22 protein-coding genes and 1 pseudogene are annotated in these 21,754 nt (G+C 71.4%); 9 read left to right on the forward strand and 14 right to left on the reverse strand.

Annotated features, from left to right (window positions below; translation table 11 throughout):
- Positions 1–5 precede the first annotated feature (5 nt).
- On the reverse strand, positions 6–626 hold the full coding sequence (locus tag KBY47_RS01725) for a heme-copper oxidase subunit III (protein WP_210919028.1): 621 nt from the start codon (positions 624–626) through the stop codon (positions 6–8).
- Positions 627–783: 157 nt separating this feature from the next.
- Here KBY47_RS01725 and KBY47_RS01730 point away from each other — a divergent pair, with 157 nt between their 5' ends.
- Positions 784–1,185 (forward strand): response regulator transcription factor, encoded by a 402-nt coding sequence (locus KBY47_RS01730; protein ID WP_210919029.1) that lies wholly within the window; start codon positions 784–786, stop codon positions 1,183–1,185.
- 21 nt (positions 1,186–1,206) lie between these two features.
- Here KBY47_RS01730 and KBY47_RS01735 read toward each other — a convergent pair whose 3' ends face one another.
- From KBY47_RS01735 to coxB, 4 genes are all read right to left on the reverse strand, one after another.
- A complete protein-coding gene (locus tag KBY47_RS01735; protein WP_210919030.1) occupies positions 1,207–2,490 on the reverse strand; it encodes an Ig-like domain-containing protein in 1,284 nt (427 codons plus the stop codon).
- Positions 2,491–2,620: 130 nt separating this feature from the next.
- A complete protein-coding gene (locus tag KBY47_RS01740; RefSeq protein ID WP_210919031.1) occupies positions 2,621–3,019 on the reverse strand; it encodes a cytochrome c oxidase subunit 4 in 399 nt (132 codons plus the stop codon).
- Positions 3,016–4,758 (reverse strand): cytochrome c oxidase subunit I, encoded by a 1,743-nt coding sequence (gene ctaD / locus KBY47_RS01745; RefSeq protein WP_210919032.1) that lies wholly within the window; start codon positions 4,756–4,758, stop codon positions 3,016–3,018. Before ctaD ends, KBY47_RS01740 begins: the two co-directional genes overlap by 4 nt.
- On the reverse strand, positions 4,755–5,714 hold the full coding sequence (coxB, locus tag KBY47_RS01750) for a cytochrome c oxidase subunit II (protein ID WP_210919033.1): 960 nt from the start codon (positions 5,712–5,714) through the stop codon (positions 4,755–4,757). Before coxB ends, ctaD begins: the two co-directional genes overlap by 4 nt.
- A gap of 259 nt (positions 5,715–5,973) precedes the next feature.
- On the opposite strand from coxB, the gene KBY47_RS01755 reads away from it, so the two are divergent.
- Positions 5,974–7,356, forward strand: coding sequence for a cysteine desulfurase/sulfurtransferase TusA family protein (locus KBY47_RS01755; RefSeq protein WP_210919034.1), 1,383 nt, complete (start codon positions 5,974–5,976; stop codon positions 7,354–7,356).
- 15 nt (positions 7,357–7,371) lie between these two features.
- Here KBY47_RS01755 and KBY47_RS01760 read toward each other — a convergent pair whose 3' ends face one another.
- Positions 7,372–8,346, reverse strand: a complete 975-nt coding sequence (locus tag KBY47_RS01760) for a carbohydrate kinase family protein (RefSeq protein WP_210919035.1) — start codon at positions 8,344–8,346, stop codon at positions 7,372–7,374.
- A 145-nt stretch (positions 8,347–8,491) separates the two neighbouring features.
- On the opposite strand from KBY47_RS01760, the gene KBY47_RS01765 reads away from it, so the two are divergent.
- Positions 8,492–8,701: a hypothetical protein gene (locus KBY47_RS01765; RefSeq protein ID WP_210919036.1), complete on the forward strand. Its 210-nt coding sequence runs from the start codon at positions 8,492–8,494 to the stop codon at positions 8,699–8,701.
- 140 nt (positions 8,702–8,841) lie between these two features.
- The gene (locus KBY47_RS01770) at positions 8,842–10,401 is read left to right on the forward strand and encodes a hypothetical protein (protein WP_308405005.1); all 1,560 of its coding nucleotides are present in this window, start codon (positions 8,842–8,844) and stop codon (positions 10,399–10,401) included.
- 73 nt (positions 10,402–10,474) lie between these two features.
- Here the strand turns inward: KBY47_RS01770 and KBY47_RS01775 are convergent, their stop codons facing one another.
- On the reverse strand, positions 10,475–10,831 hold the full coding sequence (locus KBY47_RS01775) for an iron-sulfur cluster assembly accessory protein (protein WP_043406853.1): 357 nt from the start codon (positions 10,829–10,831) through the stop codon (positions 10,475–10,477).
- Between the two features lie 309 nt (positions 10,832–11,140).
- On the opposite strand from KBY47_RS01775, the gene nadA reads away from it, so the two are divergent.
- Positions 11,141–12,325 (forward strand): quinolinate synthase NadA, encoded by a 1,185-nt coding sequence (nadA, locus tag KBY47_RS01780; RefSeq protein WP_210919037.1) that lies wholly within the window; start codon positions 11,141–11,143, stop codon positions 12,323–12,325.
- Between the two features lie 384 nt (positions 12,326–12,709).
- Here the strand turns inward: nadA and KBY47_RS37320 are convergent.
- The 5 genes and pseudogenes from KBY47_RS37320 to KBY47_RS01810 form a co-directional block, all read right to left on the reverse strand.
- Positions 12,710–13,074 (reverse strand): annotated as a pseudogene (locus KBY47_RS37320) (efflux RND transporter permease subunit); the annotation flags it as partial.
- 155 nt (positions 13,075–13,229) lie between these two features.
- Complete coding sequence (locus KBY47_RS01795; protein WP_210919039.1) at positions 13,230–13,913, reverse strand: response regulator transcription factor; 684 nt, start codon at positions 13,911–13,913, stop codon at positions 13,230–13,232.
- Positions 13,910–15,154, reverse strand: a complete 1,245-nt coding sequence (locus KBY47_RS01800) for a sensor histidine kinase (RefSeq protein ID WP_210919040.1) — start codon at positions 15,152–15,154, stop codon at positions 13,910–13,912. The genes KBY47_RS01795 and KBY47_RS01800 overlap by 4 nt, the downstream gene beginning before the upstream one ends.
- A 55-nt stretch (positions 15,155–15,209) precedes the next feature.
- Positions 15,210–15,491 (reverse strand): hypothetical protein, encoded by a 282-nt coding sequence (locus tag KBY47_RS01805; RefSeq protein WP_210919041.1) that lies wholly within the window; start codon positions 15,489–15,491, stop codon positions 15,210–15,212.
- A gap of 21 nt (positions 15,492–15,512) precedes the next feature.
- Positions 15,513–16,328: a PspA/IM30 family protein gene (locus KBY47_RS01810; protein ID WP_210919042.1), complete on the reverse strand. Its 816-nt coding sequence runs from the start codon at positions 16,326–16,328 to the stop codon at positions 15,513–15,515.
- Between the two features lie 275 nt (positions 16,329–16,603).
- On the opposite strand from KBY47_RS01810, the gene KBY47_RS01815 reads away from it, so the two are divergent.
- From KBY47_RS01815 to KBY47_RS01825, 3 genes are all read left to right on the forward strand, one after another.
- A complete protein-coding gene (locus KBY47_RS01815; protein ID WP_210919043.1) occupies positions 16,604–17,233 on the forward strand; it encodes a DUF3043 domain-containing protein in 630 nt (209 codons plus the stop codon).
- Between the two features lie 83 nt (positions 17,234–17,316).
- Positions 17,317–18,060 (forward strand): bifunctional 2-polyprenyl-6-hydroxyphenol methylase/3-demethylubiquinol 3-O-methyltransferase UbiG, encoded by a 744-nt coding sequence (locus KBY47_RS01820; protein ID WP_210919044.1) that lies wholly within the window; start codon positions 17,317–17,319, stop codon positions 18,058–18,060.
- 86 nt (positions 18,061–18,146) lie between these two features.
- On the forward strand, positions 18,147–19,214 hold the full coding sequence (locus tag KBY47_RS01825; protein ID WP_210919045.1) for a S1C family serine protease: 1,068 nt from the start codon (positions 18,147–18,149) through the stop codon (positions 19,212–19,214).
- Positions 19,215–19,220: 6 nt separating this feature from the next.
- Here KBY47_RS01825 and KBY47_RS01830 read toward each other — a convergent pair whose 3' ends face one another.
- A complete protein-coding gene (locus KBY47_RS01830) occupies positions 19,221–19,436 on the reverse strand; it encodes a hypothetical protein (RefSeq protein ID WP_210919046.1) in 216 nt (71 codons plus the stop codon).
- A 114-nt stretch (positions 19,437–19,550) separates the two neighbouring features.
- Here KBY47_RS01830 and KBY47_RS01835 point away from each other — a divergent pair, with 114 nt between their 5' ends.
- Positions 19,551–20,759, forward strand: coding sequence for a bifunctional adenosylcobinamide kinase/adenosylcobinamide-phosphate guanylyltransferase (locus KBY47_RS01835; RefSeq protein WP_210919047.1), 1,209 nt, complete (start codon positions 19,551–19,553; stop codon positions 20,757–20,759).
- On the opposite strand, the gene KBY47_RS01840 is transcribed toward KBY47_RS01835, so the two are convergent.
- A complete protein-coding gene (locus tag KBY47_RS01840) occupies positions 20,683–21,606 on the reverse strand; it encodes a class I SAM-dependent methyltransferase (protein WP_210919048.1) in 924 nt (307 codons plus the stop codon). The genes KBY47_RS01835 and KBY47_RS01840 overlap by 77 nt on opposite strands.
- Positions 21,607–21,754 lie beyond the last annotated feature (148 nt).

The following is a 21,754-nucleotide window of genomic DNA, read 5'->3' on the forward strand; positions in this document are numbered from 1 at the left end:
CCCGGCTACTTGATCATGTAGATCGTGGCGAAGAGGCCGATCCAGACGACATCGACGAAGTGCCAGTAGTAGGACACGACGATGGCGGCGGTCGCCTGCTCATGGGTGAATCTCCGGGCCGCGTAGGTGCGGCCGAGGACCAGCAGGAAGGCGATGAGGCCGCCCGTCACGTGCAGTCCGTGGAAGCCGGTGGTCAGGTAGAACGCCGAGCCGTACGCGTCCGACGAGAGCGAGAGGCCCTCGTGCTTGACCAGCTCGGTGTACTCGTACACCTGCCCGCCGACGAAGATCGCACCCATGATGAAGGTGACGATGAACCACATCCGGAGCTTCTTCACGTCACCGCGCTCGGCGGCGAACACGCCGAGCTGGCAGGTGAGGGAGGAGAGCACCAGGATCGTGGTGTTGGTCGCCGAGAACGGGAAGTTCAGGGCGTCGGCCTGTTCCTTCCAGAAATCGGGACCCGTCACCGATCGCAGGGTGAAGTACATCGCGAAGAGGGCCGCGAAGAACATCAGCTCGGAACTCAGCCAGATGATGGTTCCGACGCTGGTGAGGTTCGGCCGGTTGACCGACGGGTGCGCGTGCCCGGTATCTACTGTCGTTGCTGTCGCCACGACCGACATTATGTCGGTCGCTTATCCCGCCCTCACTCCGGGGGGTGCCGTTCGGAGTGTTGCTGGCCCGCAACCGGTCCTGACGAGGTGTTCAGCGCGGGTGCCCGAGGGAGTAGCATCCGCCGTGACAGGCCTTTCCGTACGACGCTGACGTCCCGGAGGAAGCATGCAGCCGACCGCCACGGTGCTGGTCTACAGCGACGACTCCAACACCCGCGAGCAGGTGCGGCTGGCGACCGGGCGACGGCCTGCCCCGGACGTGCCGGTGGTGGAGTTCATCGAGTGCGCCACGCCGGAAGCCGTCGTCAGGGAGCTGGACAAGGGCGGCATCGACGCGTGCGTGCTGGACGGGGAGGCCGTGCCCATGGGGGGCATGGGCGTCTGCCGGCAGATCAAGGACGAGATCTTCAACTGTCCGCCGGTGCTGGTGCTCATCGCCCGTCCGCAGGACGCGTGGCTGGCGACGTGGAGCCGGGCGGACGCGGCGGTCACCTCGCCGGTGGAGCCGGTCGAGTTCGCTCAGGCCTTGGCCGGTCTGTTGCGGAACGGTGTCTCTTTGAACGCGTGAGCCGCGCCCCCTCGGGGTGCGTCACGTCGCCGTTGGCTGTAGGCGGGCCGTCTGTTCGTGGCGGGGGCCGGTCTCGCTGAGGGCGCTGCCTTCGCGCCATTTCTGCCAGGGGACGTTCCAGTCACCGAAGCCGTTGCCGAAGGGCTCCATCACGTCGCCCTGGGAGTTGACGACCTTGACCAGGTCGCCCTCGCGGACGTTGTCGAAGAACCACTCGGCGTTGGCGGTGCTCATGCCGACGCAGCCGTGGCTGACGTTGGCGGAGCCCTGGGAGCCCACCGACCAGGGGGCGGCGTGCACGTACTCGCCGCTCCAGGTGACCCTGGTGGCGTAGTAGACGGGCAGGTCGTACGACTCCGCCGACCCCTCGGCGATGCCGATGCTGGTGCCGCGCATCCGTACGAAGTACTCCTTGGCGAGGACGACCTTGACGCCGTTGCGGGTCTCGAAGCCGGGCTTTCCGGTGGTGACCGGGATCGACTTGACCTCCTCGTCGTTGCGGTAGAGCGTCAGCTGGTGCGCGGCGGCGTCGGCGACGGCGACGACCCGGTCCCCGGTGGTGAACTTCAGCGGCTTGGCGGTGCCGCCCCAGAGCCGGTCGCTGATCTTGATGCCGTCCAGGTTGCTGCGGACCCGCACGGTGGCCTGGGTGGGCCAGTACTCCTTGGGCCGGTAGTGGAGTTCGGTGTCCGACACCCAGTGCCAGCCGCCCTCCACCCAGGGGCGGGAGTCCACCTTCAGGGCGCGTTCGACGACGGCACGCTGTGCCTTGTCCTTGACGGGCTGGCTGAGTTCCGCGGTGACGGGCTGGCCGACGCCGTACGTGCCCGTCTTGGGGCCGAAGGTGACGTTCAGCCGCTTCTTGGTGAGCGGCTTGCCGGTGTCGAAGGTGAGGACCCGGCGGCCGGGGGCGCCGTCCTCGTCCTCCGTGCTCACCCGGACCGTGTAGCGGGCGTCGGCGGCCAGCGGGGAGGTGCTGTGCCAGCGGCTGCCGTCGGCGGCGAGTTCGCCCGCCACATGGCGTCCGGTGGCGTCCACGGCCGTGACGTCCGTGATACGGCCGTCCGAGCCCTCGGTGGTGACCTCCAGGGGCTTGCTGGGGTCGGCCTTCCTGCCGTCCTTGCCGGGGCCCTTGAAGGAGACCTGGTCCGCGGCGTCGTACGGGACGGACGCGAGCGGGTTGCCGTCGTCGCTGCACGAGGTGGCGCCCGCGCCGAGCGCGAGCACCAGCAGCGTGCAGCCGACGGTGGTGCGGGTACGCGGGACGCCGGAGCCGGGGTCCCGGGAGAACACTGTGCGACTCATGACCCCACGCTAGGAAGCCGCACCCGCTTCGGCGCGCGGGGTGACCCGCCCGGGGGAGGACCGCTGGGCGAAACGGAGGAGCCCGGACCCTCCTGGCGGAGTGTCCGGGCTCCTCTGCGCGAGGCGTGTGCTACTGGGTGCGGTTCTCACCGCGGTAGTACTCGAAGACCCAGCCGTAGACGCCGATCAGCACCAGCGGCAGGGAGAAGTACAGCAGCCACCAGCCGACCGCGATCGCCAGGAAGGCGAGGGCGCCGCCGATCGCCAGCGACAGCGGCTGCCAGCTGTGCGGGCTGAAGAAGCCCAGCTCGCCCGCGTCGTCCGCGACGTCCGCGTTCTTGTTGTCCTGCGCCCCGGCGTCCACCCGCCTGGCCGTGAAGCCGAGGTAGAAGCCGACCATGATGGCCAGGCCGAACGCCAGGAAGAGGGCGGTGGTGCCGGCCGGTTCCTTCGACCACAGGCCATAGACGATGGCCATGATCAGCAGGAACAGGCTCAGCCACATGAAGAGCTTGCCTTGGATCTTCACTTGCTCGCCTCCTTGCCGCCCGCGAGAACGGCCGCGGAAGCTCCGCCGGAGCCGAGCTGCTCGTACTCCGTGATCTCAGGGTGGTGCAGGTCGAACGCGGGGGACTCACTGCGGATCCGCGGCAGCGTGAGGAAGTTGTGCCGCGGCGGCGGGCAGGAGGTCGCCCACTCCAGGGAGCGGCCGTAGCCCCACGGGTCGTCGACGCCGACCGGCTTGCCGTACTTGGCCGTCTTCCACACGTTGTAGAAGAACGGCAGGATCGACAGGCCGAGCACGAACGAGGCGATCGTCGAGATGGTGTTCAGGGCGGTGAAGCCGTCCGCCGCGAGGTAGTCCGCGTACCGGCGCGGCATGCCCTCGGCTCCCAGCCAGTGCTGCACCAGGAAGGTGCCGTGGAAGCCGACGAACAGCGTCCAGAAGGTGACCTTGCCGAGACGCTCGTCGAGCATCTTGCCGGTCCACTTCGGCCACCAGAAGTGGAAGCCCGCGAACATCGCGAAGACGACGGTGCCGAAGACGACGTAGTGGAAGTGCGCCACCACGAAGTACGAGTCGGAGATGTGGAAGTCCAGCGGCGGCGAGGCCAGGATGACACCGGTCAGACCACCGAAGAGGAAGGTGATCAGGAAGCCGGTGGCCCAGAGCATCGGCGTCTCGAAGGAGAGCGAGCCCTTCCACATCGTGCCCAGCCAGTTGAAGAACTTCACACCGGTCGGGACCGCGATCAGGAACGTCATGAAGGCGAAGAACGGCAGCAGCACACCGCCGGTGACGTACATGTGGTGCGCCCACACCGTCACGGAGAGACCCGCGATGGCGATGGTCGCCGCGATCAGACCCGAGTAGCCGAACATCGGCTTGCGGGAGAAGACCGGGATGATCTCACTGATGATGCCGAAGAACGGCAGGGCGATGATGTACACCTCTGGATGGCCGAAGAACCAGAAGAGGTGTTGCCACAGCAGCGCGCCGCCGTTGGCGGAGTCGAAGATGTGCGCCCCGAACTTGCGGTCCGCCTCCAGGGCGAACAGCGCGGCGGCCAGCACCGGGAAGGCGAGCAGGACCAGCACACCGGTCAGCAGCACGTTCCAGGTGAAGATCGGCATGCGGAACATGGTCATGCCGGGCGCGCGCATGCAGATGATCGTGGTGATGAAGTTGACCGAGCCGAGGATGGTGCCGAAGCCGGAGAAGGCCAGGCCCATGATCCACAGGTCGGCGCCCAGACCCGGCGAACGGACCGCGTCCGACAGCGGGGAGTACGCGAACCAGCCGAAGTCGGCCGCGCCCTGCGGGGTGAGGAAGCCACCCACCGCGATCAGCGAGCCGAACAGGTAGAGCCAGTAGGCGAACATGTTCAGCCGCGGGAACGCGACGTCGGGGGCACCGATCTGGAGCGGCATGATCCAGTTCGCGAAGCCCGCGAAGAGCGGCGTGGCGAACATCAGCAGCATGATCGTGCCGTGCATCGTGAACGCCTGGTTGAACTGCTCGTTCGACATCAGCTGCGTACCCGGACGGGCCAGCTCGGCGCGCATGAAGAGCGCGAGCACACCGCCGATGCAGAAGAAGGCGAACGAGGTGACCAGATACAGCGTTCCGATCGTCTTGTGGTCGGTGGTCGTCAGCCACTTCACCACGACGTTGCCGGGCTGTCGGCGCCGGACGGGCATCTCGTCCTCGTAGTACGAGGACTCAGCCGCCGCCGAGGCGCCCTGAGGTTCGTTGACGATGCTCACAGGTTGTTCGTCTCCCGGTTCTTCTCGTGGCTCGTCTGCGCGATGCCGGCGGGAACGTAACCGGTCTGCCCCTTCTTCGCGAGGTCCTTGAGGTGCTGCTCGTAGCGCTCAGGGGAGACGACCTTCACGTTGAACAGCATCCGGGAGTGGTCGACACCGCACAGCTCGGCGCACTTGCCCAGGAAGGTGCCCTCCCGGTTCGGCGTCACCTCGAAGGCGTTGGTGTGACCCGGGATGACGTCCTGCTTCATCAGGAACGGCACCACCCAGAAGGAGTGGATGACGTCACGCGAGGTCAGGACGAAGCGGACGCGCTTGCCCTCGGGCAGCCACAGGGTCGGCCCGGGGTTGTCGGTCTGCGGGTTGCGCTCACCCGGGGTACCGCAGGTGTAGACACCGCCGGCGTCGGCCGGGAACGCCTCCTTGTAGCGGTCCGGGATCGCGTCCAGTTCCTTGGACGTCTTCGCGTCACCCGTGGAACCTTCGACGTTCTCGATGTAGTTGAAGCACCAGCTCCACTGGAAGCCGACCACGTTGACCGTGACGTCCGGCTCGTCCTTCAGTTCGAGCAGCTTCGATTCGTCGCGGGCGGTGAAGTAGAACAGCACCGAGACGATGAGGATCGGTACGACCGTGTACAGGGCCTCGATGGGCACGTTGTACCGGGTCTGCGGAGGTACCTCCACCTTGGTGCGGCTGCGCCGGTGGAAGAAAGCACTCCACAGGATCAGGCCCCACACCAGCACGCCGACGGCGAGCGCGGCAGCCCAGGACCCCTGCCACAGGGAGAGGATCCGCGGAGCCTCTTCCGTGGTTGGGGTGGGCATACCAAGGCGGGGGAAGTCCTCCCATGTGCAACCGGTGGCGGTCGCCAGGACCAGGCCCGCGGTCAGTGCCTGCAGCAGCTTCCGCCGCATCGGGCGCCGCGGCGAGCGGTCGGAGCCGTTGGGACTCACGTAGCGCCTTCCCGAGAGTCTCGCCCGCGCGGTCGGCTGCGGCCTTCTCGCTGGTCGGTCGCCGCCCTGCGTCGGGCAGGGGTTTGGATGTTTATGCGGACCAAACCCTAGCCGACGCCTTGTCGGGGGTCGCGGGGAGGGGTGCCTAGTGAAGGGGGTGGTTCGCTGGTTTGGCGGGTGCGGGTGCGTTGTGGTTGTTCGCACAGTTCCCCGCGCCCCTGAAAGGCCGCTTCCCGCACCCGGCGTTTAGCGTGGCCGTATGGCCTACTTTGATGCCGCTTCCGCTGCTCCTCTGCATCCCGTCGCCCGGCAGGCGTTGCACGCCTCGCTTGATGAGGGGTGGGCTGATCCGGCGCGGTTGTACCGGGAAGGGCGGCGGGCCCGGATGCTGTTGGACGCGGCTCGGGAGGCGGCTGCCGAGGCGGTGGGGTGCCGGGCGGACGAGTTGGTGTTCACGGCGTCCGGAACCCGGGCCGTGCACTCGGGCGTGGCGGGCGCGTTGGCCGGACGGCGGCGGGTGGGACGTCACCTGATCGTGTCAGCGGTCGAACACTCCTCGGTGCTGCACGCGGCGGAGGTGCACGAGGCCGACGGCGGTGCGGTGAGCCGGGTCGCGGTGGACCGGGTGGGGGCGGTGACGGCCGAGGGGTACGCGGCCGCGCTGCGGTCGGACACCGCGCTGGCGTGCCTCCAGTCGGCCAACCACGAGGTCGGGACGGTGCAGCCGGTGACGGAGGTGGCCGAGGTGTGCCGGGCGGCGGGGGTGCCGTTGCTGGTGGACGCGGCGCAGTCGCTGGGGTGGGGGCCGGTGGACGGTGACTGGTCGCTGCTGGCGGCGAGCGCGCACAAGTGGGGCGGGCCGTCGGGGGTCGGGCTGCTGGTCGTGCGCAAGGGGGTGCGGTTCGCGGCGCAAGGGCCGGTGGACGAGCGGGAGTCGGGGCGGGCGGCCGGGTTCGAGAACATCCCGGCGATCGTGGCCGCGGCGGCGTCGCTGCGGGCGGTGCGGGCGGAGGCGGCCGAGGAAGCGGCGCGGCTGCGGGAACTGACGGAGCGGATCCGGGCGCGGGTGGCGGGGGCGGTGCCCGATGTGGAGGTGGTCGGCGATCCGGGGCGGCGGCTGCCCGGCATCGTCACCTTCTCGTGTCTCTATGTCGACGGGGAGGCGCTGCTGCACGAGCTGGACCGGGCCGGTTTCTCCGTGTCGTCCGGATCGTCGTGCACCAGCAGCACGCTGACGCCCAGCCATGTGCTGAAGGCGATGGGCGTGCTGAGCGAGGGCAATGTGCGGGTGTCGCTGCCGATGGGGGCGGCTCAGGAGGACGTGGAGCGGTTCCTTCAGGTGCTGCCGGGGGCGGTGGCCGGGGTGCGGGAGAAGCTGGGGGCGCCGTCACCGGCGCCGGTGACGCCCGCGGGGGCGGACGCGCTCGTCGTGGACTCCCTCGGCAAGCGCTGCCCCATCCCGGTGATCGAGCTGGCCAAGGTCATCGGGGACGTCCCGGTCGGCGGCACGGTCCGGGTCCTGTCCGACGACGAGGCGGCCCGCCTGGACATTCCGGCGTGGTGCGAGATGCGCGGGCAGGAGTACGTCGGTGAGGAACCGGCGGACCGGGGCGTCGCCTATGTGGTCCGCCGGCTGGCGTAGGGCCTCGCGTCCGGGTCAGGCGAGGTGCTTCTGCACCTCGGCGGCGGCCTCCTGGCCGTAGGCCCTGGCGAAGCGGTCCATGAAGTGGGCGCGGCGCAGCTGGTACTCCTGGGTGCCGACGGTCTCGATGACCAGGGTGGCCAGCATGCAGCCGATCTGGCAGGCGCGCTCCAGGGAGACGTCCCAGGCGAGGCCGGAGAGGAACCCGGCGCGGAAGGCGTCGCCGACGCCGGTCGGGTCGGCCTTGCGCTCCTCGGCGGGGCAACCGACCTCGATGGGCTCCTCACCGGCGCGCTCGACACGTACGCCGCGGGCGCCGAGGGTGGTGACGCGGTGGCCGACCTTGCCGAGGATCTCCTCGTCGCTCCAGCCGGTCTTGGACTCGATGAGGCCCTTCTCGTACTCGTTGGAGAAGAGGTACGTCGCCCCGTCCAGCAGGATGCGGATCTCCTCGCCGTCCATGCGGGCGATCTGCTGGGAGAAGTCGGCGGCGAACGGGATGTTCCGGGAGCGGCACTCCTCGGTGTGCCGGAGCATCGCCTCGGGGTCGTCGGCGCCGATGGAGACCAGGTCGAGCCCGCCGACCCGGTCCGCGACCGTCTTCAGCTCGATCAGGCGGGCCTCGCTCATGGCGCCGGTGTAGAACGAGCCGATCTGGTTGTGGTCGGCGTCGGTGGTGCAGACGAAGCGCGCGGTGTGCAGGGTGTCGGAGATACGGACCGAGCCGGTGTCGACGCCGTGCCGGTCCAGCCAGGCGCGGTACTCGTCGAAGTCGGAGCCCGCGGCGCCGACCAGGATCGGCCGGGTGCCGAGCTGGCCCATGCCGAAGGCGATGTTGGCGCCCACGCCGCCCCGGCGTACGTCGAGCTGGTCGACCAGGAAGGACAGCGAGACCGTGTGCAGCTGGTCCGCGACGAGCTGGTCGGCGAAGCGGCCGGGGAAGGTCATGAGATGGTCGGTGGCGATGGAGCCGGTGACTGCGATGCGCACGGCGTGGACTCTCCTGAGGAGGCGGACGGGCCTGGGGGTCGCGTTGACAGTTCACGCTACCCGCTGCGTGGGTGGCACTGAAGCGGCCGAAACTACCCGATAGTAGATCTTTCTTCGCGGGCCCTACCGTGCCTACGGTTCCGCTATGACGAACCTCAAGACCAGGCGTGCCGTTCCGGCCGAGCCGGAGGGCGGGCTGGACGCGCTGCTGGGTGACTGCGCCCGGATGGCACCCCACTGGGCCGCGCCCGACCGGATCACTCCGCTGCCCGTCTCCCCCTCCCTGATCCACGGTGTGTCGGTGCCGCCCGCCTCGGCCCGGCTGCTGGACGCGATGTCCGACTACGGCGACTGACCGGGACGCGGTGACCCGACCGGCGTGGTCCGGGGAACCGTGCGCTCCCCCGCTGCGTCCCATCGCTGTCCCCCTTCGAGGGGGATATGGGATACGGCAGCTGGACAGCGGACCGGCTGCGCAGCCGAAGGAGCGATGCGGTGAACACCGACCGACCCGACGACGACGCCCAGCGGGAGCCGACCGGCGACACCGCCGTGGGCGAGGGTGCCGCCGTGGACGAGGACGCCGAGGCCGGACGGGGTGCCCGGCGCCGGTCGCGCGCGCTGGTGTTCGCCGTGGCCGCGGCGGTGCTGGTCGCCGGGGGCGGTGGGGCGTATCTCGCGACGTCGGCCTCCGGGGGTTCCGGCGCGGCGCCGGGTGCGGGCGGGACCCCGCCGCCGCTGGCGCTGGACGGCTACGCGGACGGCGGCGGGACGCACGGCATCGCGCCGGGCGAGCCCGACCCGAACGGTGTCACCTACCGGGCCTCCGGCACGCTCCCCGACGGTCCGGACTCGGCGGCCGTGTACCGGGCGCGGGGTGAGGTCACCGAGGCGGAGGTGGCCCGGCTGGCCGCGGCGCTCGGGCTGGAGGGCGGGCCGGTGCTCGAGGGGCAGGCCTGGCGGGTCGGCGGGCAGGACGGTTCGGGGCCCAGCCTCCAGGTGAACCGGCGGGCGTCCGGCACCTGGACCTTCCACCGCCACGCTCCCGGCTCCGACAACTGCCAGGGCCGCGAGAGCTGTACGAAGGGGCCCGGTGCGGGAAAGGGGCCCGGCGCGACGGTCGACCCGGTGGACGAGGCGACCGCGCGGAAGGCCGCGGCGCCGGTGCTGAAGGCGGTCGGGCAGGACGACGCGAAGATCGACGCGGGCCGGGTCATGGGCGCCCAGCGGATGGTCAACGCCGACCCGGTGATCGGCGGGCTGCCGACGTACGGCTGGCCGACCGGGGTGACCGTCGACGCGCGGGGCGAGGTCGTCGGCGGGAGCGGGCAGCTGAAGGCGCCGGTGAAGGGGGACACGTACCCGGTGATCACGGCCGAGGAGTCGCTGGAGCTGATGAACGACGCCGCTCCCGGCGCCGTCGGCTCCGGGCGCGCGGGCATCGGCGGCTGCGCCAGTCCCGTACCGCTGGAGGACCGGGGGCCGTGCGAGGGTGCGAGCGTCGTGCCGGAGGTCTCCGCGGCCGAGCCCGTCGAGGTGGAGTCGGCCGTGTTCGGGCTGGCCTCGCACTTCGTTCAGGCGCGGCAGACGCTGGTGCCGTCATGGCTGTTCGAGGTGCGGGCGCCGGGGGCGCGGGACGCCTTCACGGTGACGTATCCGGCCATCGAACCCGAGTTCCTCACGGCTCCCGGGGCGCCGTCGGAGGAGCCGCCCGCGCAGCCCAGTCCGCGTCCGACCGGGCCGGACGACGAGCCGACCGCGGCGCCGAGCACTCGTGACCTGGATGTCGACGCCTATACGGCGGAGGGGACGGAGCTGACCGTCGCCTTCACCGCCGGGGTGTGCGCGGACTACACGGTGACCGCGACGGAGAGCGCGCGGCGGGTGACCGTGAAGGTGACCGAGAAGCCCTGGAAGGACAAGGTCTGCATCCTGATCGCCAAGGTCCACCACAAGACGGTGCAGCTGGACGAGCCGTTGGGCGACCGGAAGGTGGTCGGCACGGACGGTGAGCCGGTCCCGCTGGAGAAGCCGGGGGCGCGGCTGCCCCGGTGAGGTGAGCGCATACGCGGCCGGCGGCGGCTCCTCGTCCTGAGGAGCCGCCGCCGGCCGCGTGTGTGGTGACGACTCAGCTGAAGGAGTCGCCGCAGGCGCAGGAGCCCGTCGCGTTCGGGTTGTCGATCGTGAAGCCCTGCTTCTCGATCGTGTCCACGAAGTCGACGGTGGCGCCGCCCAGGTACGGGGCGCTCATCCGGTCCGTGACGACCTTGACGCCGCCGAAGTCCTTCTCCACGTCGCCGTCGAGGGAGCGCTCGTCGAAGAAGAGCTGGTAGCGCAGGCCGGAGCAGCCGCCGGGCTGGACGGCGACGCGCAGGGCGAGGTCGTCACGGCCTTCCTGGTCGAGCAGGGCCTTGACCTTGGACGCGGCGGCGTCGGTCAGGATGATGCCGTCGGTGACGGTGCTGGTCTCGTCCGATACGGACATCTACATCTCTCCCGGGTTGTACGGAGACTGCTTGCCGACGGTTGCAACCGGCGGGGCCGCGGATTCATTCCGGGGCGTCTTTCTTCATGCTCGCACACGCGTGGTGGAGCGGAAAACGGCCCTTTCGGGAATGAACGGCCCTCCGTCGGGATTCACGTCACATGGACGCTATGGCCCATCGTCAAACTGACGTGAACCGGTTATGATAGATAGCGTCAATTCGACGAGAAGTCGAAACGGTGTCCCGCTTGTCCCGCCGGGTCCGGATCTCCGGTCCCGGCGAGCCGCAGAACAGAAAGGGTGCGTGTCGTGACCACCGCCCAGACCCAGGAGCTCGACGTACAGCCGACGCCCCTCGCCCTGCTGCTTCTCGGCCGTGAGGCCGACCCGAGGAGCGAGCGCGGTGTCGAGTGTCCCGGTGACCTGCCCTCGCCGTCCGACCCCGACCTGGTCGAGCGCGCCCGCGCGGCGAAGGAGAAGCTCGGCGACAAGGTGTTCGTGCTCGGCCACCACTACCAGCGCGACGAGGTCATCCAGTTCGCCGATGTCACGGGTGACTCCTTCAAGCTGGCCCGGGACGCGGCCGCGCGCCCGGAGGCGGAGTACATCGTCTTCTGCGGTGTGCACTTCATGGCCGAGTCCGCCGACATCCTCACCGGCGACGACCAGAAGGTCGTGCTGCCCGACCTCGCCGCGGGCTGCTCGATGGCCGACATGGCGACGGCCGAGCAGGTCGCCGAGTGCTGGGACGTGCTGACCGAGGCCGGGATAGCCGACGTCACCGTCCCCGTGTCGTACATGAACTCCTCCGCCGACATCAAGGCCTTCACCGGCAAGCACGGCGGCACCATCTGCACCTCGTCCAACGCCAAGCGCGCCCTGGACTGGGCCTTCGAGCAAGGCGAAAAGGTCCTCTTCCTGCCGGACCAGCACCTCGGCCGCAACACCGCCGTCCGCGACATGGGCATGTCCCTTGAGGACTGCGTCGTCTACAACCCGCACAAGCCGAACGGCGGTCTGACCGCCGACGAGCTGCGCGCGGCCAGGATGATCCTGTGGCGCGGCCACTGCTCGGTGCACGGCCGCTTCAACCTCGACTCCGTCAACGACGTGCGCGAGCGCATCCCCGGCGTCAACGTCCTGGTGCACCCCGAGTGCAAGCACGAAGTCGTCGCCGCCGCGGACTACGTCGGGTCCACCGAGTACATCATCAAGACGCTGGAGGCCGCCCCGGCGGGCTCCAAGTGGGCCATCGGCACCGAGCTGAACCTGGTCCGCCGCCTGGCGAACCGTTTCGCTCCCGAGGGCAAGGAGATCGTCTTCCTCGACAAGACGGTCTGCTTCTGCTCCACCATGAACCGCATCGACCTGCCCCACCTGGTCTGGGCCCTCGAATCGCTCGCCGACGGCAAGCTGGTCAACCGCATCGAGGTCGACCGGGAGACCGAGGCGTTCGCCAAGCTGGCGCTGGAGCGGATGCTGGCGCTGCCGTAGCCGTACGAGGAAGAAGGGGCCGCACCCTGGCAGGTGCGGCCCCTTCTCGCTTGCCCACGGCTAGGGCCTGCCCGGCGGATCATGTCGCAGACGTGGGGTCTGGCACGCCCTCCCCCAAGCTCTTCGAGCAGGGGGGACCCCCAGCGGCGTTGTCGTCGGTTGCCGACTCCCCCACGCTCGACTGCGCTCGCGCGGGGGCGCCCCCATCGCGTCGACGCCCTCCTCCGCCTTGCAGCTGGACGCACCAGACCCCACTCACCTGTGCTGACGAGTGGCCGCAGGTTTCCTGCGACCTGATCCGCCGGACAGCCCCTAGACCTGCGCGGGCTCCGGCTCCGCCGCCACCGGCGGCTGGGCGATGAAGCCGCCCTCGCCGGTGACGCCCATCGCCATCGGCAGCAGGGCGAAGATCGTCGCCAGGGCCGTCATCAGGATCGGGCGCAGCCGGTGGCGGCCACCGTCGATGACCGCCTCGATGACACCGTGGCCCCGGGCGCGGTACTGGTTGATCAGGTCGATCAGCACGATCGCGTTGGATGGTTCTCGATGGGTTCGACGACCTGCTTCTCGACCACATCGGGCGACGCTCCCTGGTACGGCGCGATCACCGAGACCATGGGCAGTTCGACGGTGGGCAGCAGCTGCTGCTTCAGCTGCGGTATCGCGATCGCGCCGAACGCGAGCGCGATGATCGACATCAGCCCTATGAGGGCCCGTTGGGCCAGGCTGAACCTGGACAGCCAGGACAGTGGGTTACGCGTCTCTCTTCTGTGGCCTGAGCGGAGGGAGGGGCGCATGGGAGCGTCCGTTCCTACACCCTGGGCCATCGGCGAGAGCCGCTTCGTAGCCTCTGGGTCCATTTCTTGTGCGCCGCCTACTCCGGGCGCGGTACGGCCGCCGGAGGTCAGTCCACCCTCGGACGTACCAGCCCCGACTCGTAGGCGATCACCACCAGCTGGGCCCGGTCGCGGGCGCCCAGCTTGGCCATGGCGCGGTTGACGTGCGTCTTCACCGTGAGCGGGCTGACCTCCAGGCGCTCGGCGATCTCGTCGTTGGAGTGGCCGCCCGCGACCTGCACCAGCACCTCCCGCTCCCGCACGGTCAGCGCGTCCAGCCGCTCGGCGCGGGCCGGGTCCCGGCCGTCGTCGGCGCCGTCGCCCTGCGCCAGGAACCGGGCGATCAGCCCCTTGGTGGCCGCCGGGGACAGCAGCGCCTCACCGCCCGCCGCGACCCGGATCGCGCTCAGCAGCTCCTCCGGCTCGGACCCCTTGCCGAGGAACCCGGAGGCGCCCGCGCGCAGCGACTGCACCACGTAGTCGTCGACCTCGAAGGTGGTCAGTATGACCACCCTGACCTCGGCCAGGGCGGGGTCGGCGCTGATCAGGCGGGTGGCGGCGAGACCGTCGGTGCCGGGCATCCGGATGTCCATCAGGACGACGTCGGCGCGCCGCTCCTTCGCCAGCCGCACCGCCTCCGCGCCGTCCGACGCCTCGCCGACCACCTCCATGTCGGGTTCGGAGTCGACCAGCACCCGGAACGCGCTGCGCAGCAGGGCCTGGTCGTCGGCGAGCAGGACACGGATCGTCATACGGGGTCCTTCTCGGTGGCGGTGGGTGCGGTGGCCCGGGGGCCCGCCTTGACGGGCAGGATCGCATGGACGCGGAAGCCGCCCCCGTAGCGGGGGCCGGTGGTGAGGGTGCCGCGCAGCGCGCCGACCCGCTCCCGCATGCCGAGCAGGCCGTGACCGCCCCCGGCGGTCGGCAGCTCGCCCTCGCCGGTGCCGTCGTCGAGGACGGTGATCTCCACGTTCGGCCCCACCCTGACGACGCTCACCTCGGCCTTGGCGTCGGGACCGGCGTGCTTCCGCACATTGGTGAGGGCTTCCTGGATGACCCGGTAGGCGGCGAGGTCGACGGCGGCGGGCAACTCGGTGCCGTGGTCGGCGCGGGCCACCTCCACCCGGAGCCCGGCGCTGCGGAAGGTGCCGGCGAGTTCGTCGAGACGGGCGAGGCCGGGCGCGGGCTCGGTCGGCGCCTCCGGGTCGCCGGACTGCCGCAGCAGCCCGACGGTGGCCCGCAGCTCGTTCAGCGCCGAGCGGCTGGCCTCCCGTACGTGTGCCAGGGCCTCCTTGGCCTGGTCGGGCCGTCTGTCCATGACATGGGCGGCGACCCCGGCCTGCACATTGACCAGGGCGATGTGGTGGGCGACCACGTCGTGCAGGTCGCGGGCGATGCGCAGCCGCTCCTCGGCGACCCGGCGGCGGGCCTCCTCCTCCCGGGTGCGCTCGGCCTTCTCGGCGCGCTCCCGGATGGCCTGCACGAAGTCCCGGCGGCTGCGCACGGCGTCCCCGCCCGCCGCCGCCATGCCGGTCCAGGCGAAGATCGCCAGGTTCTCCTGCGCGTACCAGGGCAGCGGCCCGGCGAGCATCGCCGCGCCGGTCAGCACGGTCATGGTGAGCAGGCCGATGCGCCAGGTGGTGGGGCGGTCGGTGCTGGCGGCGACGGTGTAGAGGGCGATGACGGCGGACATCGCGACGGGGGCGCGCGGGTCGCCGGTGACGGACTCGACGAGGGAGACGGTGCCGGTGAGGGCGAGGACGGTCTTGGGGACGCGGCGCCTGAGCACCAGCGCGGCGGCGCCAAACGCCATGAGCACCAGGCTGAACGGGTCCGGGGTGCGCAGCCCCCAGGTGACGCCGTCCTCACCGCGCGGGTCCACGAACGACCCGGCGACCATGCAGACCAGCACGCCCGCCGCCAGCGCGGCGTCGAGCGCCAGCGGGTGGGACGTCAGCCAGTGCCGGGCGCGCTCTACGGTGGGGGTGCTCACGCCTGCTTACGGTACGGCGTCCGCACAGGGCTTGGCACCGGGCGTGACGGGTGCCTCACACGCCCGGGATCAGCCCGTCGTCGCTGAGCATCTCCCGGACGTCCTCCAGGGTCGCGTCGGGTGACGGGAGGATCAGCTCCGAGGGTTCCAGGGCGTCGTCGGGGAGGGGGGTGCCCATGCGGCGCACCGCGTCCAGGAGGGCGCCCAGGGTGCGGCGGAAGCCCTCCTCGTCGCCGCTCTCCATCTCGGCGAGCAGCTCGTCGTCGAGCTTGTTCAGCTCGGTGAAGTGGCTGTCGGCCAGCTTCACCTGCCCCTCCCCCATGATCCGTACGATCACGACGCCCTCCTCGGCGTGGGCCTACTGCTTGTCGAAGCGCGGGCTGTCCTGCGGCTGCTGCTGGGGCTGCGACTGGGCCTGGGACTGCGACTGGCCCGTGCCGCCCTCGATGGCCTGCTGGCCACCGGTGGTGCCTCCGGCCAGCTCCGCCTTCATGCGCTGGAGCTCCAGCTCTACATCCGTACCACCGGAGAGCCGGTCCAGCTCGGCCTGGATGTCGTCCTTGGCCATACCCGACTGGTCGTCGAGGGCGCCGGAGGCGAGCAGTTCGTCGATCGCGCCGGCCCGGGCCTGGAGCTGGGCCGTCTTGTCCTCGGCGCGCTGGATCGCCAGCCCGACGTCGCCCATCTCCTCGGAGATGCCGGAGAAGGCCTCCCCGATCCGGGTCTGCGCCTGCGCCGCGGTGTAGGTGGCCTTGATGGTCTCCTTCTTCGTACGGAAGGCGTCGACCTTGGCCTGGAGCCGCTGGGCTGCCAGGGTGAGCTTCTCCTCCTCGCCCTGGAGCGTGGCGTGCTGCGTCTCGAGGTCGGTCACCTGCTGCTGGAGCGCGGCCCGCCGGGACAGCGCCTCCCGGGCCAGGTCCTCCCGGCCCAGGGCGAGCGCCTTGCGGCCCTGGTCCTCCAGCTTGGAGGACTGCTGCTGCAACTGGTTCAGCTGGAGCTCCAGGCGCTTGCGGGAGGTGGCCACGTCGGCTACGCCGCGGCGCACCTTCTGGAGCAGCTCAAGCTGCTTCTGGTACGAGTAATCGAGGGTTTCGCGCGGGTCCTCGGCCCGGTCAAGGGCCTTGTTCGCCTTCGCGCGGAAGATCATCCCCATACGCTTCATGACACCGCTCATGGGCTTCGCGCGCCCCCTTCTGACGGACTCCAGCTCCAGCTCTGCGACAGAACCCACAGTACGGGCCCTGCATCCATTGACGCACTGTTCGGGGACGGATGCGCTCATCCCCAAGGACGACTGCCGACGGCACCGCTCCGGCGTGAGGAGTAGGTGACACCCGGGTGGAGACCCGGTGTCCCGGGAGGCCTCCCGGGCGAACCGTCCGCTGCGTCCCCTCTGTCCCCCTACAGACGACTGGTGTTGCCGGATCGTTCCCCGCGGGGCTGGGGTCCATGCCCCCGTACCCCGTACCCTTGGGTTTTGTGTTCCGTAGCCGTGCCAAGGAAGAGAAGGCCCCGGCCGCCGACAAGGCGCTGGTGACCGACTCCAGTGAGACCCGTGACCCGCAGGCCCCCAAGGGCCGCCCGACCCCCAAGCGCAGCGTGGCCCAGGCCCAGCGCCGCAGCGTCGCCAATACGCCGATGACGCGCAAGGACGCCGCCAAGCGCTCGCGCCAGGAGCGGCGTGCCGCGCTGGACCGGCAGCGCCAGGCGCTGGCCAGCGGTGACGAGCGCTATCTCCCGGCGCGGGACAAGGGGCCGGTGCGCCGGTTCGCCCGTGACTTCATCGACTCGCGGTTCAACATCGCCGAGTTCTTCCTGCCGATGGCCGTGGTCATCCTGATCCTGAGCATGGTCCGGGTCCCGGCGCTCCAGAACGCCGCGCTGCTGCTGTGGCTGTTCGTGATCGTGCTGATCGTGGTCGACTCGGCGTGGAGCGGCTTCCGTCTGAAGAAGCGGCTGAACGAGCGCTTCCCCGACGAGAGCAAGCGCGGCGCGGTCGCCTACGCGCTGATGCGGTCCCTCCAGATGCGCCGTCTCCGGCTGCCGAAGCCGCAGGTCAAGCGCGGGGAGCGGCCCTGAGCACGACGCCGTTCTCCCAGGGCGCGGCGGGCGCCCGGCTGAGCGAGCCGGACGGTCTGTGTGACGTCGTACGGCAGGAGCTGGTGGCCCGGCAGCTGGAGGAGCAGATAGCCGGGCGGTTCCCGGTCGGGCAGCGGCTGCGGGTGCTCGACGTGGGGATGGGCCGGGGCGCGCAGGCGCTGCGGCTGGCCCGGGCCGGGCACCAGGTGACCGGTCTCGAACAGGACACGCGGACGGTCTCGGCCGCGCGGTCGGCGCTGCGCGGGGAGCCGGAGGGCATCCGGGAGCGGGTGCGGATCATCGAGGGCGACGGCCGGGACACCGGTGTCCACTTCCTCCCGGGCAGCTTCGACGTGGTGCTCTGCCACGGTGTGCTGATGTACGTCCAGGAGCCCGACCCGCTGCTGGCGGGGCTGGCGCGGGTGCTCGCGCCGGGCGGGCTGCTGTCGCTGCTGGTGTGCAACGGCGACGCGCTGGCGATGCGGCCGGGGCTCGCCGGGGACTGGGCGGGCGCGCTGGCCGCCTTCGGTTCCACCGCGTACCTCCCGCACTCCCGGGCCGGCTCCGACGCGGGGGGCCCGGCCCGTCCGGACCGGGCCGCGCGGGCGGACCGGCTGGCGTCCCTGACCGCGACCCTCGCGGGGATCGGGGCGCCGCTGTACGCCTGGTACGGCGTGCGGGTCTTCACGGACACCGTGGCGGACGGCGCGAAGGCGCCCGGGCCCGAGGAGCTGGAGCAGTTGCTCGCGGCCGAGGAGCGGGCCGGGCGGACGGATCCCTACCGGCGGGTGGCGGCACTGCTGCACCTGTGCGGCGTACGGGGCTGAGCCGGTACGGCGGCCCCGTGCCGCGGCGCCGCTCGTTCGGGCGAGCCGGACGGGCCGGGAGACCGCCGTGAACCGAGACTCGGGACATGGACGTCTCCCGTTTCCGCCGTGCCGCCCTCGTGTGCTCCCTGGTCCTGGCCACCGGATGCTCGGCGTCCGCCGCCGGGGGCGGGGAGCGGTCGGCGGAGCGGCGGGAGGGGACCACCGCGCAGGCCGCCGCGCCCCGGGCGGCCAGCGATCTCCAGGACGACTACCAGAAGGCGATCCGGGACGTCCTGCCGTCGGTGGTGCAGATCCAGGCCGGGAACGACCTCGGCTCGGGGGTCGTGTACGACGACGAGGGGCACATCGTCACCAACGCGCACGTCGTCGGCCGGGAGCGGACGTTCCGGGTGACGACCGCGGGCAGCGAGCAGCCGCAGGGCGCGAAGCTGGTCTTCTCCTACCCCCAGCAGGACCTCGCGGTGATCAAGCTGGACCGGGTGCCGGACGGGCTGAAGGCTGCCTCGTTCGGGGACTCCGCCAAGGTCGAGGTGGGGCGGATCGTGCTCGCCATGGGCTCGCCGCTCGGGCTGTCGTCGAGCGTGACCCAGGGCATCGTCTCGGCGACCGGACGGACCGTCAGCGAGGGCGGTACGGACGGCGGTACGGGCGCCACCATCGCCAACATGATCCAGACGTCGGCCGCGATCAACCCCGGCAACAGCGGGGGCGCGCTGGTGGACCTCGACAGCAAGGTGATCGGCATCCCGACGCTGGCCGCCACCGGCAGCGGCGGCGCGGACAGCCAGGCGCCCGGCATCGGGTTCGCCATCCCGGCGTCGATGGTGCGGACGGTCGCCGACCAGATCATCGAGGACGGGCGGGTCACCGACTCCGGCCGGGCCGCGCTCGACATCACCGGCCGGACGATCGTCGACGACCGGTTCCGGCCCGCCGGGGTCGCCGTCGTCGAGGTCGAGGACGGCGGGGCGGCCGCCGACGCGGGCGTCCGGCCCGGGGACGTCATCACCCGGCTCGGCGACGACGACATCACCACCATCACCTCGCTGGCCGAGGCGCTGGCGGCGCGGCGGCCCGGGGACCGGACGAAGCTGACGTTCACCCGGGACGGTGACGAGCGGACGGTGGAGGTGACGCTGGGCGAGCAGTAGCCGCGATCAGGACTCGTCGGCGGCGTGCAGGCTCATGGGGCCGTAGATCTCGGTGCGGTCCTCGAACAGCCGCACCTGGTCCGCGCCACCGGCGAGGAGGTCCTTCCAGTTCTCGCCGATCCAGGACTCCGCGTCCCCCTGCGTGGTGAACTCCTCCGGCTCCACCGCGGGCTGGACCTCCGTCCCGTCGGCCTTCTCGAACCGCCACGTCCACGCCGCCATGTACGCCTCCCAGATGTCAGCACCGGCAAGGAACCAGGAGCCGATCTTCGTCCGGCTCCTGCCGAGAGCCTAGCCGGACGCGCAAGAGCACCACCGGCACGGGAAAATCAGGGCGTGGAACTGACACTGCTCGGCACCGGTGCCCCGGAGGGCCTGCCCCGTCCCGACTGTCCCTGCGCGGCCTGCGCCACCGCGCTCGGGCCCGACGCGCGCGCGGCCACCGCCGCGCTCCTCGACGGCTCGCTGCTGCTCGACCTGACGCCGGGCGCGGCGTTCGCGGCGGCGCGGGCCGGGCGGTCGCTGGGCGGCGTACGGCAGGTGCTGTTGTCGCATCCGCACGACGGGCCGCCCGTCGAGGTACCGGCCGGGGTGCCGCAGCCGGGCCGGGTGCCGGACGGGCGGGAGCTGGCGCTGCTGACGGGGCACCGGGTGCGGGCGGTGGCGATGGACGCGCCGGGGACCGGGTACGCGGTGACCGGGCCGGACGGGCAGCGGCTGCTGTACCTGCCGCCGGGGGGCGCGCCGGCGGGCCTGGAGGAGGCGTCCGGGGCGGGCGAGGCGTACGACATGGTCCTCGCCGATGTGGTCGGGCGGCCGGACGCGCTGGCGCGGCTGCGGTCGGTCGGCGCGGTGGGGCCGACCACCGATGTGGTCGCCGTCCATCTCGGCCACGACGTGCCGCCGGGCGCGGAGCTGCGACGTCGGCTCGCCGCCGCGGGGGCGCGGGCCGTTCCCGACGGTACGAGGCTGACGGTGGGTGTCTACGAGGACGTACCGGACGTGCCGCGGCGCACGCTGGTGCTGGGCGGCGCCCGGTCGGGGAAGTCCGTGGAGGCCGAGCGGCGGCTGGCCGCGTTCCCCGACGTCGTCTATGTCGCCACCGGAGGCACCCGGGGCGGGGACACCGAGTGGGCGGAGCGGGTGGCGGCGCACCGGGAACGGCGGCCGGGGTCGTGGCGGACCGTGGAGACGTGCGATCTGGTGCCGCTGCTGAAGGACGACGGGCCGCCGCTGCTGATCGACTGTCTGTCGCTGTGGCTCACCGACGCGATGGACTCCGTCGGGGCGTGGGACGACGCCGAGTGGACGGACGGCGGACAGCGGGCGCTGCGGGAGCGGGTGCGGGAGCTGACGGAGGCGGTGCGCACGGCACGGCGCGTGGTGGTCGCGGTGTCGAACGAGGTGGGGTCGGGGATCGTGCCCGCGACGGTGTCCGGGCGGCGCTACCGGGACGAACTGGGGCGGCTCAACGCGGGGTTCGGGGCGGAGTGTGAGCAGGTGGTGCTGGTGGTGGCGGGGCAGGCGGTGGTACTGCGGGGGTAGGCGGGGCGGCGGGCCTGGCCGGGATGGCGTGTGCGGTCGTGGTGGGCTTGCGGGCCAGGACGCGGTAGCTGGTCGTCCAGGGGGCGCGGCGGGGCGGGGCGAGGATCTCGCAGCCCTGGGAGCGGAGTTCCGCCTCGATGTTCCCGCGCGGGAAGAGGTGCAGGGTGTGCGGGGGCCGGGGGCCGAACAGATGGCGGGGGCCGGCCGGGTCGGTCAGCTCCAGCAGGAGGTGGCCGCCGGGGCGCAGGACGGCGAGGGCGGCGCGGAGTTCGGCGCCCGGGTCCGGGGTGCGTTCCAGGTGGTGGAGGACGCTCACCACGTCGTAGCGCGAGCGCAGGTGGGCGGTGAGGGCCGGGGTCGCCAACGCGCCGACGTAGGCCTCCTCGACGTGCTCGGCGGCGCGGGCCCGCAGCACCCGGGGAGTGGGGTCGGTGCCGTCGAAGGCCGTGTAGGGGAAGAACTCCCTCGCCGCTCGCGGGAATTCGGCGTCGCCCGTGCCCACGTCCAGCCAGCTCTCCGGTTCCAGGTGGCGCGGCACGGCGCGGGCCGCGGCACGGTGGCGGCGGCGCGTGGCCACGGGCCGGGGGGCGCGGGCGGCCGGGTCACCGTCGTAGAACGCCATGCCCTCCGGGGCGAGGCGGGGGTTCTGGAAGACATGGGCGCAGTCGAGGCACTCGTCGGTGGTGAGGCCGCCGCGGGCCGGGGGGCGGGTGTGCAGACGGGCCGAACCGCACCAGGGGCAGACGGCGCGGCGCTCCTCGAAGAAGCGGTCGGTGTCCAGGGCGAGCCGGGCGAGGTACGCGGTACGGCGGCGGTCGGCCGCGAGTCGGGTGAGGGGTGCGGGCATGGCGGCTCCCGGCGGCGCGAGAACATACGGCGCGATTATTGTCAAACCGGAACTTATGGGATCGGGATCTTGGGTGCAACGACGTCGTCGTGCGGTGGTGGCGCGATGCTCGCCATGGGGCGCTGACCTGTTCGAGCGGGGCCGGTAC

It is taken from the genome of Streptomyces sp. B93, from assembly GCF_018070565.1.
GTDB lineage: Bacteria > Actinomycetota > Actinomycetes > Streptomycetales > Streptomycetaceae > Streptomyces.

Coding starts and splice junctions, on each gene's coding strand:
- KBY47_RS01725 (WP_210919028.1), bottom strand. CDS start 626: ATGTCGGTCGTGGCGACAGCAACGACAGTAGATACCGGGCACGCGCAC.
- KBY47_RS01730 (WP_210919029.1), top strand. CDS start 784: ATGCAGCCGACCGCCACGGTGCTGGTCTACAGCGACGACTCCAACACC.
- KBY47_RS01735 (WP_210919030.1), bottom strand. CDS start 2,490: ATGAGTCGCACAGTGTTCTCCCGGGACCCCGGCTCCGGCGTCCCGCGT.
- KBY47_RS01755 (WP_210919034.1), top strand. CDS start 5,974: ATGGCCTACTTTGATGCCGCTTCCGCTGCTCCTCTGCATCCCGTCGCC.
- KBY47_RS01765 (WP_210919036.1), top strand. CDS start 8,492: ATGACGAACCTCAAGACCAGGCGTGCCGTTCCGGCCGAGCCGGAGGGC.
- KBY47_RS01775 (WP_043406853.1), bottom strand. CDS start 10,831: ATGTCCGTATCGGACGAGACCAGCACCGTCACCGACGGCATCATCCTG.
- KBY47_RS01795 (WP_210919039.1), bottom strand. CDS start 13,913: ATGACGATCCGTGTCCTGCTCGCCGACGACCAGGCCCTGCTGCGCAGC.
- KBY47_RS01810 (WP_210919042.1), bottom strand. CDS start 16,328: ATGAGCGGTGTCATGAAGCGTATGGGGATGATCTTCCGCGCGAAGGCG.
- KBY47_RS01815 (WP_210919043.1), top strand. CDS start 16,604: ATGCCCCCGTACCCCGTACCCTTGGGTTTTGTGTTCCGTAGCCGTGCC.
- KBY47_RS01825 (WP_210919045.1), top strand. CDS start 18,147: ATGGACGTCTCCCGTTTCCGCCGTGCCGCCCTCGTGTGCTCCCTGGTC.
- KBY47_RS01830 (WP_210919046.1), bottom strand. CDS start 19,436: ATGGCGGCGTGGACGTGGCGGTTCGAGAAGGCCGACGGGACGGAGGTC.
- KBY47_RS01840 (WP_210919048.1), bottom strand. CDS start 21,606: ATGCCCGCACCCCTCACCCGACTCGCGGCCGACCGCCGCCGTACCGCG.